The organism is Sphingobacterium sp. SRCM116780 (assembly GCF_021442025.1).
In the GTDB taxonomy this organism is placed as follows: Bacteria; Bacteroidota; Bacteroidia; order Sphingobacteriales; family Sphingobacteriaceae; genus Sphingobacterium.
Window position 1 is genome coordinate 2,637,437 of sequence record NZ_CP090446.1, and the last position, 14,085, is coordinate 2,651,521.

At 36.5% G+C, this 14,085-nt stretch carries 10 protein-coding genes; 5 read left to right on the forward strand and 5 right to left on the reverse strand.

Annotation, left to right across the window (positions count from 1 at the left end; all coding sequences use genetic code 11):
* Positions 1-417: 417 nt before the first annotated feature.
* Both LZQ00_RS11315 and LZQ00_RS11320 read left to right on the forward strand, forming a co-directional pair.
* Positions 418-1,317, forward strand: coding sequence for a sensor histidine kinase (locus LZQ00_RS11315; RefSeq protein ID WP_234509398.1), 900 nt, complete (start codon positions 418-420; stop codon positions 1,315-1,317).
* The gene (locus tag LZQ00_RS11320; protein ID WP_234509399.1) at positions 1,314-2,027 is read left to right on the forward strand and encodes a LytR/AlgR family response regulator transcription factor; all 714 of its coding nucleotides are present in this window, start codon (positions 1,314-1,316) and stop codon (positions 2,025-2,027) included. The genes LZQ00_RS11315 and LZQ00_RS11320 overlap by 4 nt, the downstream gene beginning before the upstream one ends.
* A gap of 16 nt (positions 2,028-2,043) precedes the next feature.
* Here LZQ00_RS11320 and LZQ00_RS11325 read toward each other — a convergent pair whose 3' ends face one another.
* Positions 2,044-2,280 carry a hypothetical protein gene (locus LZQ00_RS11325; protein ID WP_234509400.1) on the reverse strand — a complete coding sequence of 79 codons (237 nt, stop codon included), beginning with the start codon at positions 2,278-2,280 and terminating at the stop codon, positions 2,044-2,046.
* Between the two features lie 473 nt (positions 2,281-2,753).
* On the opposite strand from LZQ00_RS11325, the gene LZQ00_RS11330 reads away from it, so the two are divergent.
* The gene (locus LZQ00_RS11330; protein ID WP_234509401.1) at positions 2,754-5,732 is read left to right on the forward strand and encodes a SusC/RagA family TonB-linked outer membrane protein; all 2,979 of its coding nucleotides are present in this window, start codon (positions 2,754-2,756) and stop codon (positions 5,730-5,732) included.
* Between the two features lie 11 nt (positions 5,733-5,743).
* On the forward strand, positions 5,744-7,426 hold the full coding sequence (locus tag LZQ00_RS11335) for a RagB/SusD family nutrient uptake outer membrane protein (RefSeq protein WP_234509402.1): 1,683 nt from the start codon (positions 5,744-5,746) through the stop codon (positions 7,424-7,426).
* A 261-nt stretch (positions 7,427-7,687) separates the two neighbouring features.
* Here the strand turns inward: LZQ00_RS11335 and LZQ00_RS11340 are convergent, their stop codons facing one another.
* Positions 7,688-7,918: a hypothetical protein gene (locus tag LZQ00_RS11340; protein ID WP_234509403.1), complete on the reverse strand. Its 231-nt coding sequence runs from the start codon at positions 7,916-7,918 to the stop codon at positions 7,688-7,690.
* Positions 7,919-7,988: 70 nt separating this feature from the next.
* On the opposite strand from LZQ00_RS11340, the gene LZQ00_RS11345 reads away from it, so the two are divergent.
* Positions 7,989-9,230, forward strand: a complete 1,242-nt coding sequence (locus LZQ00_RS11345; RefSeq protein WP_234509404.1) for a YaiO family outer membrane beta-barrel protein — start codon at positions 7,989-7,991, stop codon at positions 9,228-9,230.
* Here LZQ00_RS11345 and LZQ00_RS11350 read toward each other — a convergent pair.
* From LZQ00_RS11350 to LZQ00_RS11360, 3 genes are read right to left on the reverse strand one after another with little or no spacing between them, the layout of a single operon-like run.
* A complete protein-coding gene (locus LZQ00_RS11350; RefSeq protein ID WP_234509405.1) occupies positions 9,227-12,655 on the reverse strand; it encodes a sulfatase-like hydrolase/transferase in 3,429 nt (1,142 codons plus the stop codon). The genes LZQ00_RS11345 and LZQ00_RS11350 overlap by 4 nt on opposite strands.
* Positions 12,649-13,716, reverse strand: coding sequence for a hypothetical protein (locus tag LZQ00_RS11355; protein ID WP_234509406.1), 1,068 nt, complete (start codon positions 13,714-13,716; stop codon positions 12,649-12,651). The genes LZQ00_RS11350 and LZQ00_RS11355 overlap by 7 nt, the downstream gene beginning before the upstream one ends.
* 11 nt (positions 13,717-13,727) lie before the next feature.
* Positions 13,728-14,084: a response regulator transcription factor gene (locus tag LZQ00_RS11360; protein WP_234509407.1), complete on the reverse strand. Its 357-nt coding sequence runs from the start codon at positions 14,082-14,084 to the stop codon at positions 13,728-13,730.
* Position 14,085: the final 1 nt, after the last annotated feature.

Here is a 14,085-nt window from a genome sequence, read left to right on the forward strand (position 1 = left end):
ATTTCCATCAGTTGTAGACGAAACCTATGCAGTAAACTTTACAAGGATAATTCAAACGAAGACACGAAAAATTGTTTTTATACCAAGTGGTTATATTACTATACGAAAGCCCCTTTTACAGGTGAGTATATGAAGCTTCTTTATACTTATTTCGTATTTTGGTATAAAAAAAGACGACATTCGTATAAAAGAAAAAAAACTTGCAGCAAAAAAAATTATTTTTGTTGACATACAGCGTAGTAACAGATATGACTTATGCAAGATTTTAACAATCGGCTGATCTTAAGATATTTAACAGAAAAGAAATTCAGGCTTTTGCGGCATGTTGTGTTTCTAATCGGACTTTTTCTTCTTTTTACCAATTCCACGGTCAATATACAATTTTCATACCCCTACAAAACATATTTTTCCTTAGCTATGTGGATTGTTTTCGTTGGTATGTTTTATATCAATATGTATGTCTTACTTCCTCGTTTCTTTTTCAAAGGAAAGTATGAAATCTATATTTTACTTTTGATCCTGTTGGTAACTTCCTGTTTATTTGTCGTGGTGCAAATGGTCAATTATATCTATACGGTCCAAACCCCAACTATTGAAACACAACGTTATCATATCATGAACTTTGTTAACGGTATATTTGTTTGTATCTCCATCATATTGACCACCACTACATTAAAACTTTTTAATCGTTGGATACAGGATAACAAAAGGATTTCTGAATTAAAAAATCTAGCATTGAAGACCGAACTGGCATCTTTAAAGAACCAGATTCAACCGCATTTCCTATTCAATATGTTGAACAATGTCAAAGCGTTGATTCGGAAAGACTCCGAAATGGCCACGGAAGTTATTATGAAACTATCCGATTTTTTGCGGTATCAATTGTACGAAAATAACGGTGACAAAACGCTATTAATATCCGAAATAAACTTTATTTCCAATTTTTTAAAGCTTGAAGAGATTCGTAGAGATCACCTGATCACAACCCTGCAATATGATCCTGAAATAGCTAAAAAAAATATATTTCTTCCTCCCCATCTATTTACAGCTTTTGTCGAAAATGCAATCAAACACAGTTTAAGTGCAACCGAAGAGCCGACCTTTATCCATATCAGCTTTACGACGACAGAACGTCAACTGTCTTTTGAATGCAAAAACTCCACGAACCCAAGTCTTCAGTTTCCCAAAAGTCAATATGGAGGATTGGGGTTGACTAATGCCAAACGAAGATTAGAATTACTATACCAAAACGAGTATCATTTGGATATTGCAGCGAGTGATACCGATTACATCGTGAAATTAACCATTCCCATATGAAGTGTATGATCGTTGATGACGAACCTCTAGCGAGAGAGGAAATGCGTAATCTGCTTAAAGAAATCTCTTCACTCGAAATCGTCGGAGAGTTTTCCAATGCTATTTCAGCATTAGATTTTATAAAAACCAACCCAGTAGATCTTCTTTTCCTGGATATCATGATGCCAGCTGTTAATGGTTTGGATTTTGCACAATCGCTACCTGATGACAAGTTGGTGATTCTAACAACTGCTTATACACAATATGCACTGAGGGGTTATGAAGTGGACGCGATTGATTATCTGCTCAAACCCATCAAAAAAGATCGATTGATAAAAGCAATCGATAAAGCGATTACATACAAAAAATTGCTGTCCCTAAAAGACAATAAAAATACATTTGAAACCAGCAATGAAGATGCATTGTTTATAAAATCTGAAAGGAAATATTATAAAATCGCATTCAAGGATATTAAATTTATTGAAGCGTTAAAAGACTACGTAGTGATCTATACACCTACCAATAAGTTGATTACGGCCATGAACCTAAAAACTATACATCAAAAACTGCTTTCCGATGTATTTATTCGAGTGAGCAAATCCTATTTGATCAACATTTCATTTATTGATTCCTTTGACAACCATACGATTTATATAGATGAGTTTGAAATCCCCATTGGTGAAGTATACCGAGATTCCTTCTTTCAAAAATATACAGCAGGACACTTATAGCATCCGTTATGAAAAATTAGGCGACTACAAAACGGTCTAAAAAATCAACTTTGATATCATGCTTTTGCAACAAGTTAATTAACAAGTCTACCGAACATCCCTCTGTTTCAACTCGAAATATAGCATCTTCATCGTCCAGATCCACAGTGGCAGATTGTACTTCGGGCATATGAATCTTCAAGATTTGCATCAAAAACATTTTCTTCCCTATTGTTTTTACGGAACTTTTAAAAATCAATACCTGCTTAATCATTATTTCTTCGTTTTAAAATTTAACCAATTAGCACCGCTAATTATCATAGCCAAAAACAGCTGTTAAACAAATTTAAACTTTCAGCAACTAACAGTTTCATCTATTATACGAAACCATGTAGTTTTTATACAAAAAACCAAAGAAGTCCCACGAAATCGATCTAGGTACCCAAAAACCAACATTAAACCTTTCGTAAAACAGTTTCCTGATATCGGGTTCGATTGGGCGCAAGTATTACAACAAATCGTCTCAAAGTACTGCTATATTTTCTCATGATGATTGTTCAACGTCAGAAAATTCTAAATTTAGAATAACCAACTAAACCAATTATATGTACAATCAACTGACTTACTATCTTTTGAGCTATGCTATTTTTGAGTACAAAATCAACTCCTATATCGGTTATTTAAGTTGATTGCTACTCATCATTCCATTTATAAAAAAACCAAACCCTTTAATAAACACACTAGCTTATGAAAGTTAACATCAACACTTTTAAAGTGGCTACTAAATTATTGCTGTTCAGCACAAACCTTTATGCAGTTACCGCTCTTGCTTCGTCATCGACACATCATGTCAAAGAAGCACAGTCCGTACTTTCGGGTACAGTAACTGATCAGGATGGCGCTCCACTAGTCGGTGCTACGATATCGATCAAAGGAAGCAGTAATAGTACTTCGTCTGATCAAAATGGGCGTTTTAAACTGGCCAATGTTCCAACAAACGCCACAGTGGTCGTCAGTATGATCGGGTATGTCTCCAAAGAAATCCGGTACACTGGCGAATCTACATTAACCGTAAAAATGGAATCCAGCACGCAAGATCTGGAGGAAGCCGTTGTAGTCGGTTATGGTTCTATTAACAAAAAAGATATGACAAGTGCCGTATCTACCATTAAGCAAAAGGATATGATCGCTGGAGCCACATCTCCCCTGCTTGCCATTCAAGGTAAGGTCTCAGGGTTGAGTGTCATCTCTACCAATGGTACAGATCCTAATGCGGGTGTTTCGCTTCAACTGCGTGGCGTCAATTCGGTCAATGCCTCACAGGGTCCTTTGGTCGTTATTGATGGCGTACCTGGTGGTGATATCAATTCGGTTGTGAAAGAAGATATCGAATCCATAAACATACTAAAAGATGCATCCGCAGCGGCCATTTATGGCACAAGAGCTTCTGGTGGTGTTATTTTAATTACGACCAAGCGACCTCAAATAGGTAAAGCCCAGGTCAATTTTACATCCGAATATTTTGTCGAGACCATACGCAAGCGACCTGAAGTACTTTCTGCCGAAAAATTTGTGGAATATGGTCTCGGTGAAGATTTAGGCCATCGCACCGATTGGTATGATGAAGTCACCAATAACAATCCTTTCAGTCATAGACAGGTGGTGAACATCAATGGTGGTTCTGAAAACGCCAATGTCTATGCCACCTTTACAAAAAGAGATGCCACAGGTATGGCTATTACTTCCAAAAGAAATGAAATTGGAGGTCGTATCAATACCTCTTTCAAGTTCTTTGACGGATTTGCCGAATTAAACAGCAATGTGAGCTATAATGAGGCGAAAGCATACGGTGCAAATGGCGACATTTTCAATAATAACGACATCTTCAATATGGCTATGGTGTTGAATCCTACCGAGACGCCGTATAATGCCGCAGATGTGAGTGGATACAATGTATTAGTAGGTGGATACGAATATTGGAATCCCGTTGCTGAAGCAAGACTCCGATCAGATGAAAAGCAGTACAAATATTTGTTAGCCAATAGTACATTAAAACTCAATCTAACGGAACATTTAACAACCAGCGCTACTATAGGCATAAAAAATAATACCGAGCATGGAAATTACTATCGGTCGGCACAACATCGGATATCGAGACAGGATGGTGTAGACGGATATGCACAACAATATTATAACAAGTCCAATGATCGCATATTTGAATGGACAGTAAATTATAACAATCGATGGGATAACCATACAATTAATGCTGTTGCTGGGTATAGCTACCAAGATTTCAATGGTCAGGGATTTTCAGCGAGCAACTCAGACTTCCCCGTAGATGGTATTCGGGAGAACGATATGGGAACTGGAAGTTATCTGGTGGAAGGTAGAGCGGGTATAGGTTCGTGGAAAAATCCTTGGGTTAAACTAGCTGCTTTCTTTGGACGTGTCAATTACTCCTATTTAGATCGCTATATTGTGACCGCAACCGCACGTTATGAAGGTTCAAGTAAGTTTGCTCCCGAAAATAGATGGGGTTTTTTCCCAGGGATCTCTGCCGCTTGGCGCGTATCCCAAGAATCCTTCTTAAAAGATGTCAGCTTTGTTAACGATCTGAAGTTAAGAGGGGGGTATGGAGAAACTGGAAACGAAGGTTTCGATGCCAAAGTTGCATCCCGTATGTACAGCGCAGACACTTGGTTTTTGCAAGATGGCAATTGGTTCAGAACTTATGGGGTAATGCATAACCAAAATCCAGACATCAAATGGGAAGTAAAAAAGGAATACAATCTAGGTCTAGATTTTTCTATTCTCTCAAATCGATTGAGTGGACGATTTGATGTTTATAAACGAAAAATCGATGATCTTATTTATGACATCAGCGTATCACAACCTCCAGCAATTCATGATAAAACAACGATGAACGTCGGCAGTATGCAGAATACAGGCTACGAGTTTGAATTAAATTTCAAGGCAGTTGATAAGGAGAATTTCACTTATACAACAGGAATTGTCGCTTCGCATAACAACAGTAGACTCAATTCACTTTGGGGCAGTCAAACATTCTCCGATCGAAAAGGATTTCCAGCACCAGGTTCACCAGGTTCAGCAGTACGGCTTTACCCAGGAGAAGATATTGGACGTTTTTTCATATGGAAATTTGCAGGATTTACAGACGATGGGTATTGGAAGCTTTATGATCAGGATGGAAATGCTTTTGATGTCAGAGATCGTAGCAAAACCGTTGGAGACAAAGCTTTTGTTGGAAATGCGATCCCAAAACTTCAGTTATCTTGGAATAATCAATTTACTTATAAAAACTGGGACGCAAGTATTTATATGCGAAGCTGGATTGGACATGATGTTTTCAACATGATCAACATGTATTACAGTTTACCGAATGTAAAAGGACAGAACGTACTGGAGGAAGCCTTTGAGAAACACAAAGACATCAAAGGAGAAAAAGAGTTGAGTGATTATTGGTTAGAAAAAGGAACATTCCTCAAAGTTGATGCTTTCAATATTGGTTATGCTTTTAAGCAAAATTGGATCAAACCGCTTAAATCGTTACGTGTATATGCGACAGCAAGAGACTTGTTTGTGTTCACCAAGTATACTGGTTTGGATCCTGAAGTCAATATCAATGGGCTTGAACCCGGATTTGAAGAAAGAAATGTCTATCCTAAGACCAGAACATTTATGATGGGACTTCAAGTAAACTTTTAATTTCTAGCATTATGAAAAAATACATTTCTATATTGACCCTATCCATTGGATTATTATTTCAAGGTTGCACAAAACTGGATCAAGAATTTTACAGTTCGGTTACCCCTGAAACATTTTTTAAGAGTGAGAAAGATATTAAAGCTGCACTTTTCAGACCATTTACACATGCGAAATGGTATCTTGGAGAGGATCGTTGGCGTTTGCAAGAATATACCGCGGATAATTTTGCCATCACCACTAAAGGCAGACATTGGTATAACGGTGGTGAGAACGAACGTTACCATTATCACAGATGGACCGCTGATGATGGGTGGATTTGGGGTAGCTGGCGTGGTACACTAATGGGTGTCGCTTTAGCATTGGATGCCAAAAATGATCTCTCCAAATTGGATTATACAAAATTTGCTTTAACTCCTGAACGCCAGGCTGCAGATCTTGCGCAGCTGGACGCACTTATCGCTTATTTCTACCTCAGAGGTCTGGACTACTTTGGTGGAATGCCTGTCTTCGAATCTCTGGATCAAGAATCTTTGCCCCGAAATACGGATCAAGAGCTTTTTGCACATATTGAAAAGCTACTAAAAGCGGCGATGAATAATCTTCCTGCCAAAAAAGCTGGAGACAAGGAAGAGGGAGCTATACGCAAAGCTGCAGCTGCAGCTATGTTGGCGCAATTATATTTTAACGCAGAGGCCTATATCGGAAAACCCATGTATGAAGAAAGTCGAAAACTAGCGCAGTCAATCGTCAACAAAGAATATGGCGAATACCAAATTGATTCCCGCTGGAATGGTGTGCATGGCTTCAAAAATAATGAATCTCCAGAAATTGTCTGGTCGATGCCTTCTGAATTCAAAATGCTGGAATACAGTTGGTTCTATGCAGATTTTTATCATTATAATACCCGAAGTTATTTCGATCAGGATATGGGGGGAAATAATGGGGCACATTTAACTCCTTCTAGAAAACCTGATGGAACACTTTATAAGCCAGATTTCAAATTGGGTTCGCCCTTTGAAACATTTGATGATGGTGATTTCCGAAAAGCACCCTACAAGTATCTGGGAACCGACCAATACACGGGGATGTTTATTATTGGCCCACATTTATCGCCTACTGGTCAAGCCATTTTGGGTGGAGAGGAATATAAGGACTTGCCTTTAACTTTTGTCGATCAAGTGGGACGTTTTTCAGAAGTTGGACCTGGAAAAAAATACAGCTCCATTGCTCAGTTACCGTCTAAAATGTCCGAAGGAGAAGAAAACACAGGAATTCGTCTCGTGAAAGTTCCTATTCCTAATCTGGCGAATAACACGTTGCGATGGGGAGCAGATATGCCTGTCATTCGGTTATCAGAAATCTATTATATGTTGGCTGAATGTGAATTCCGCATCGGAGACAAACAAAAGGCTGCAAATCTTTTTAATGAAGTAAGAAAAAGAAATTTCAAGGATAATATCGATCCAAATCCAGTAACAGTGGCCAATCTCGACAAATATCGGATATTGAATGAATGGAGTATTGAATTTATTGGTGAAGGAAGACGGAGAACTGATCTCATTCGATGGAAAGCATTTACCACGGAGAAATGGTGGGATCACACAGCTTCTAATTCAGCACATTTAAACCGCTTCCCTGTTCCTAACGAAGCGATTGCAGGTAATAATAAACTGGAACAAAATCCTGGATATTAAACCGATTAATCAGTCGTGTAACCCGTGCGGATTACGCGACTGATTTTAAAATTTATAAATAGGACAAAGTCATCTTATTTAAAAAAAAATTGGACACCAAAAGTATAAGACAGAGGGTTCAACTGGTAAACTAATAGGGAGCTGGTTCGTACCTCATTCGTACCTTAGTCGTACCTCGTTCGAACAAAAACGAACAAGGTACGTTTGAGGTTTGAATAAAGTCCGTTTAAAGTACTAGGTAAACTAGAAGTAAGTCTTGCATTAGTGTAGATTAAATTTCCAATCTTCAGAATGCGCTATAGGCACCAGTACCATAACCCAAATGCTATCCACGCTTTTTCTACATAGAGCGGGAGTCTTGGTTTTCAGCATACTCAATGAAAGATTAAAAAAGCGATAGCCTGCGGTGTGGCTTTCTATCAATAAATAATCATTTATGTGTGCAATAAATTCATTTTTGAAAGTTTTTGTTTTTTTAGGATTAGAATTCATAGTCAAACTAATTTTACTAACTTAGTTCTTAATAAGTATTGACCCAACTATGTTAAACAATCTATCTGAAATGAAGAAATTTCTTTATTTTTTGCTTTGTATATTTCTGTTTCCATTATCTTCTGTTTGTCAGGAAACTGATTTAACTGCTGATAGCCTCTTTATAAAAGCACGCAAACAGGCTTTTGAATTAAAAGATTATACTCAAGCAATAAAAACTAGTAAACAAGCTTTGCAAAAGGCTCCTAAATATACAGATATCAGTATTTTTTTGGGCAGGTTGTACGCTTGGTCAAACCAGATTGATTCAGCACGGCAAATATTCGAACAGCTGAACAGTCAGAATATACAGGATGAAGATTTCTACTTAGCTTATGGTTCTTTAGAGTATTGGAACGACCAACCGTTAAAAGCAACTGCACTTGTCGACAAGGGGATCTTATTACACCCAACATCTCAAGACCTACTCTTGCTAAAATCTAAAATAGATTACAGTAATGATGCTTATGAAAGTGCAGAAAAATCGGTAGATAGATTACTGAAACTGAATCCTAAACATACGGAAGCAAGAGCGTTATCTAAAAGTATACAAGAATATGTTGCCAAAAATGCTTTAGGTATCAATTATAATTTTGTTCACTTTGATAAACAGTTCGAAAATAACTGGCATATTGTGGGACTAAGTTATAAAAGAGTAACTCCAATAGGATCAATAATCTTTAAGACAAACTATGCGAATAAATTTGCAGATAATGGTTTGCAATTTGAATTGGAAGCTTATCCTAGACTATCTAAAATATTTTATCTATACGTAGGTACGGGATATTCAAACAATGTTGGTATTTTTCCAAGATATAGAACTGGAGTATCTTTATATGCTAATTTACCATTTAGTTTCGAAGGCGAATTAGGATACAGACAATTATACTTTAGTAAAAACATATGGATGTATACGGCTTCCATAGGAAAATACTATCAAAACTTCTGGTTCAATCTCAAAACTTATTTAACTCCGAATCAAGAAAACATTTCACAATCTTATACTGGAACAATCCGATATTATACAAAAGGTGCTAATGACTATTTAGGATTTGTTATTGGTACTGGTTTAAGCCCTGAAGAAAACCGGAGCAACCTATTGGATAATGCTACTTACAAGTTAAAAACATTTAAGGTTGGTGCCGAATATAATTTATCCATCAACCGTACAAACCTCTTTTCTCTATCTACTACCTATTACAATCAAGAGTTTAAACCCAAAGAAAAGGGGAATCAACTAGACATTACCTTTGGTTATATCAAAACCTTCTAATGTTTTGATATAACTTGGTTGAAATAGTTGCTATAAGTACTATCTGGCAGCAATTGTTTTTTATTATAGAATTGTCTATTTTTCTGTTTAAATATTTCAAAATGTTGTGAAAGTAATGCTTTTGCAGAACTATTGGAAATAGGTTCTTCATTAAGATGTAGATCGATTTTATAAAGCTGTCCATCTACAAAATGATAATCTTTGTATACGAAATCTATTAATTGATTCTTACTCTGCATCATCGCTATACCCATATTCCTAACGGATGATCCCTCACTCAAGCCCCTTCCAATCCAAGTCACTTGATCAGGTGTACGCAGTTGATAATTTTCACGATAAAAAGCTAAAAGAGTAGGTGCTACATCGAAATGACTCACAGTATACTGAAAAGTATGAGCTGTCTTCAGTAAAGGAGAATAGATTATTAATGGGACATGATAGCGATCGATTTTATTTTGCAAAGGAATCTCCGGCATCGCATGATCACCAGTAATCACAAATAATGTATTATGGAAATCTGATCTTTTTTCATAAGCCTTGAAAAACTGATGTAATGCATCATCCAAATTTAACACAGATACCAATTGTTTCCGATTTTCTAAAACCCATTTTTTATGATCTGGAGGTAATGCTAAATTGGCCACATGTTGATCAAAAAGTTTTTCGTAATAATTTGCATTATTAATCAGAAAAGGATTATGAGTAGATAAGGTCAACAAAAGATGAAAATAAGGTTGTGTTTGTGGATGTTGTACTTCTAGTAATTTACTAAATACGGCTTGATCCTCGTATCCCCAACTTTCCCCTCCTTTTTTTGGAAGTTTTTTATAGGGTATGGTAAAAGATCTTTGGTCAATAAGCGTATCTACTCGACTATACCTCATGAATTTTTCCATAAAATCAAAATGAGAATCCCCTCCATAGAAAAAACCCGTACTAAAGCCATTTTTCTTCAAAACATTAAAGAGATTGAAATGTTGGGGCAAACTATCTTGTTCCAAAAAACCGTGAGTAGCAAAGGGTAATGATCCTGTCAATGTAGGTAGTACAGAAAATGTTCTACCGGAAGAACTGAGATTATTTTCCCAGTATAAGGATTTTTTTGACAAGGAGTCTATAAAAGGAGTGAAATTTCCAATATAACCTGCAGGTGAGCTATAGGCGTGACCTAGTCCCTCTACAACAATAATTACCAAATTTGGAGGAGCGATTGTTTTTTTTAAATATGTACCTAGAATATCTTTTGTATCCTCATTTCGAAGAAAGGGAAAACCATCTTTTTGACCTATAGAGTCGCTTCCTTCATTTCCCCATGCTGTCCATATTCCAGGATGTTCTTCGATATAATTTGAAACATTAGAACTTAGAAAGTAACGCCATTTGCTACGTCCTGCATTTTGAACAAACTCATCCTTTTCTTCTAAAGAATTTTTTTGATTATCAATCGGTAGAATATTAGCAAAAATACCGATCAAGAATACAGCTAAGCTTATATAAATTGTATGAAGTGGTCTTTTGGAGGCAATCCATATTGGAATATAAGTGATTAACAATAATACGATCAATAAAACTATATTAGTCAGACTCATTATTCCACTGGCTTCTAAGATATGCGTCATCTCATCAGCACTGTAATAGAACATATCCGCGCCAAGTAAATTACGAGATTCGGCAAAGTATGAAAACAGAATGTATTGCATAACCACAATAAAGGTATACAGAATGATAACCTGTATTTTTGCCAACGAACAACTGATTAAATACAAAATGAGATACACTAAGCCTCCTCCAGTTAGTATTTGAAAAGCAAAGTACAAATTATCAAAAAACAACTCTCTCCCATTGTTGGATACGGTTAACTGCGTAAATTGTTGTTTATACCACCACCACTCGACTCCAATGGAAAACATATAAAGAATCAGAAATACCATCGCTATGGTTCCAAAGTTTTTCAAAGCGATGCTGAGCTTTATACTTAACCGCTTAAAAAATGACTTCTCCAAAGCAGTCTGCTGAAACCCCTGTCTTGTCATCTCGCCCCAGCTGTGTTTTTTTCGAAAGAAATCTATCGTACCGCTTACACTGGCGCCAACAACAATTGGATGAAAATAAAGTGGTTCTAAAATAGCTGTCACAATCAATTTTGAAAGGTCTTGCTTTTTACTATAAACTTGGTGACTTACTAAATCTGTTAATATAGCATAAATAGAATACAGAATACCTGATGAAATAACCAGTGCAAATAATGCAAAGAAAAAAGACCAATTGATTATGCCTAGAATAAGAAAAATAACAAAAAAGATGTATCCTGCGAATTCGACTAGGGGTCCAAGAAATTCAAATAAAAACCAATAAGGAATACTTATCATCCCTAATCTGCCATACTTAGGGTTAAACATAAGTGTACGATGTTTCCATAATGTTTCCATCGTGCCCCTCATCCATCTATTTCGTTGTTTTTTTAACACTTCTTTTGATTCAGGAGCTTCTGTCCAACATAATGGATCGGGAATATTAACCACTTCGTATGGAAGTCGTTGTTCTTCCATGTAACGTCTCATTCGAACGACTAATTCCATATCCTCGCCAACCGTATTCTTATCGTATCCACCACAAGCCAACACAATTTGCTTGTCGAATGCACCAAATGCACCTGAAATCAAGATCAAACCAGAAGCTCTCGACCAAGCCATCCTTCCTAAGATAAAAGCGCGAATATACTCTAACGCTTGTGTACGACCTAGCCAAGATTTTGGTAAATTGATGTCAACAACCTTTCCGTTTTCAATTTTACAATTATTGGCCAAACGAATAACTCCTCCACAAGCGATAACGCGCTTATCCGTTTGTTCCAGAAATGGTTTTGCCAACTTAAGAAGCGCATCTTGCTCCAGAATACAGTCAACATCTATACATACGATATAATCCCCTGAAGAAATATTAACACCTACATTTAACGCATCTGCTTTACCACCATTTTCTTTATCAACAACAATGAGTTTTTTAAATGCCGAATTTTTGCTCTTATAAATACCTCGAATTTCTTTAGTCTCAATATCTCCCTGTACAAAAAATGGGACTGATTCAAGTGCATAAGCTTTAATGAGCTGCTGCATAGAGTCATCACGACTTCCGTCATTGACAATAATAATTTCCAAATGATAATAATAAAGAGAAAGTAACGATCGTACATTGTCTACGATAGTCATACCTTCGTTAAATGCGGGAGCAACAAGACTAAAGCTAGGTGCATTAATATTGGTTGCTATAAGCGTATAGTCTGTAAAAGTATTATCATTTTTATAATGTGTTATTGCTCCATAGGCATATATGCCAACCCATAAGTAAATAAGCAATATGGCAACTGAATATATCAGGAATATCCAAATAATTATTTCGTATACAAGATGCGCAAACTCTAACATATTTTTTCTTGCAAAGCATGGTTGATAATCTGTTTAAACTGAGCTGGGGTAGAGATCTCCCAAGCCATATCTCGTAAATACTGCCGTTGACCTAAACAAACTAACACTTCGGCAGAAGCAATCTTAATAGAATTTGCAGGATGCTGCCATAACTGTTCTTTTAAAAATTGTTCTGTCTGCAAATTCTTCGACACCTTCAACGCTTTTAAGATCTCTATCTGAATACTTTGTGGCTGATGGGGAAATGATCCCATTAATTGATTGACCGTATCGATATTTTCTAGCGCCTGTAACGTGCGAACAACTTCTATCTTTACTGTTAACATCGAGTGATTTAAAAGTTTCAGTACAGCCTCATAAAATGACAAAAGTTGAAACTTACGGATAAGACGAAGTGTAAAAATAGTGACCGAGGCATTAGAACTTTCTAACCAGCTATATATTCGGAATATCTGTAAGTTAGGAATATCAGTGATCGATCGTAATAGACGGAGTTGTTGCCAATCAGATAAAGGTTGAACGAGGGTCTCTAAAAAATTTAATCCCTCAAAGCCTTTAAAACTAACAATTGCATATTGAGCTTCTTGATAAACATGTTGCTGTGGATGAGCAAGTAGCGATATAAACATTGGTAAAGCACGTTCCACGCGCATAGCGGTTAATTCTTGAATACCTCCTGCTATAAGATATGATTTCTTTTTATGCAGGTTGCGCCAAGCCTCATCTTCCAATTGAAATAATTGAAAAATATGAGTAATCTGCTCATGAGCTACTCCAGAAAATTTCTGTTCAGATTTCACCAAAAGATCTAAAAAAAGACTTCGGAATGCGGGCACCTGAAGATGGTTTAAAAAGGATTCATCTGTATCTAAAAAGTTTTGATCTTCAACAATAAACGATGTAATCTTACTTTCAATAATATGCGTCCAAATTTGTCTATTGTGCAAGACTCGGTACTTATATACACTATAAAGTAAGACTATTATGATCAATAGTAAAACCAGGATAAATACAATGGTAATTGCTAGTACGAGTTCATGAATGGTGATAAACTGCAACATAGGTTATAAACTTATTTGCTGGTCAAGCGTTTAATACGTAGAAGAAGTTCATTTGGGCTGAATGGTTTAACCATAAAATCTGAAGCTCCCAAACCGAATGCATCAATCACAACTTCTTCCTGTCCCATACTGGAAAGAACAATCACGGGTGTTTTTTTACCCAAGCTAAGTATAGCGGATAGAATCTCTATACCTGAAGCAAATGGCATCATGATATCAGTTACGACCAAATCTAAATCCAACTCGCTAATTTTTTCGATCGCGTCCTTACCATTTCTGGTCAAAATCACAGTATGTCCTTCCTTTACTAATTTATGTTCAATTGTACGTAATATTAATTCGTCATCTTCTGCAATCAAAATCAACATG

What these genes read in the sequence shown, in the direction of transcription:
- LZQ00_RS11315 (WP_234509398.1), top strand. Translation starts at nt 418, where the DNA reads ATGTGGATTGTTTTCGTTGGTATGTTTTATATCAATATGTATGTCTTA.
- LZQ00_RS11320 (WP_234509399.1), top strand. Translation starts at nt 1,314, where the DNA reads ATGAAGTGTATGATCGTTGATGACGAACCTCTAGCGAGAGAGGAAATG.
- LZQ00_RS11325 (WP_234509400.1), bottom strand. Translation starts at nt 2,280, where the DNA reads ATGATTAAGCAGGTATTGATTTTTAAAAGTTCCGTAAAAACAATAGGG.
- LZQ00_RS11330 (WP_234509401.1), top strand. Translation starts at nt 2,754, where the DNA reads ATGAAAGTTAACATCAACACTTTTAAAGTGGCTACTAAATTATTGCTG.
- LZQ00_RS11335 (WP_234509402.1), top strand. Translation starts at nt 5,744, where the DNA reads ATGAAAAAATACATTTCTATATTGACCCTATCCATTGGATTATTATTT.
- LZQ00_RS11340 (WP_234509403.1), bottom strand. Translation starts at nt 7,918, where the DNA reads ATGAATTCTAATCCTAAAAAAACAAAAACTTTCAAAAATGAATTTATT.
- LZQ00_RS11345 (WP_234509404.1), top strand. Translation starts at nt 7,989, where the DNA reads ATGAAGAAATTTCTTTATTTTTTGCTTTGTATATTTCTGTTTCCATTA.
- LZQ00_RS11350 (WP_234509405.1), bottom strand. Translation starts at nt 12,655, where the DNA reads ATGTTAGAGTTTGCGCATCTTGTATACGAAATAATTATTTGGATATTC.
- LZQ00_RS11355 (WP_234509406.1), bottom strand. Translation starts at nt 13,716, where the DNA reads ATGTTGCAGTTTATCACCATTCATGAACTCGTACTAGCAATTACCATT.
- LZQ00_RS11360 (WP_234509407.1), bottom strand. Translation starts at nt 14,084, where the DNA reads ATGTTGATTTTGATTGCAGAAGATGACGAATTAATATTACGTACAATT.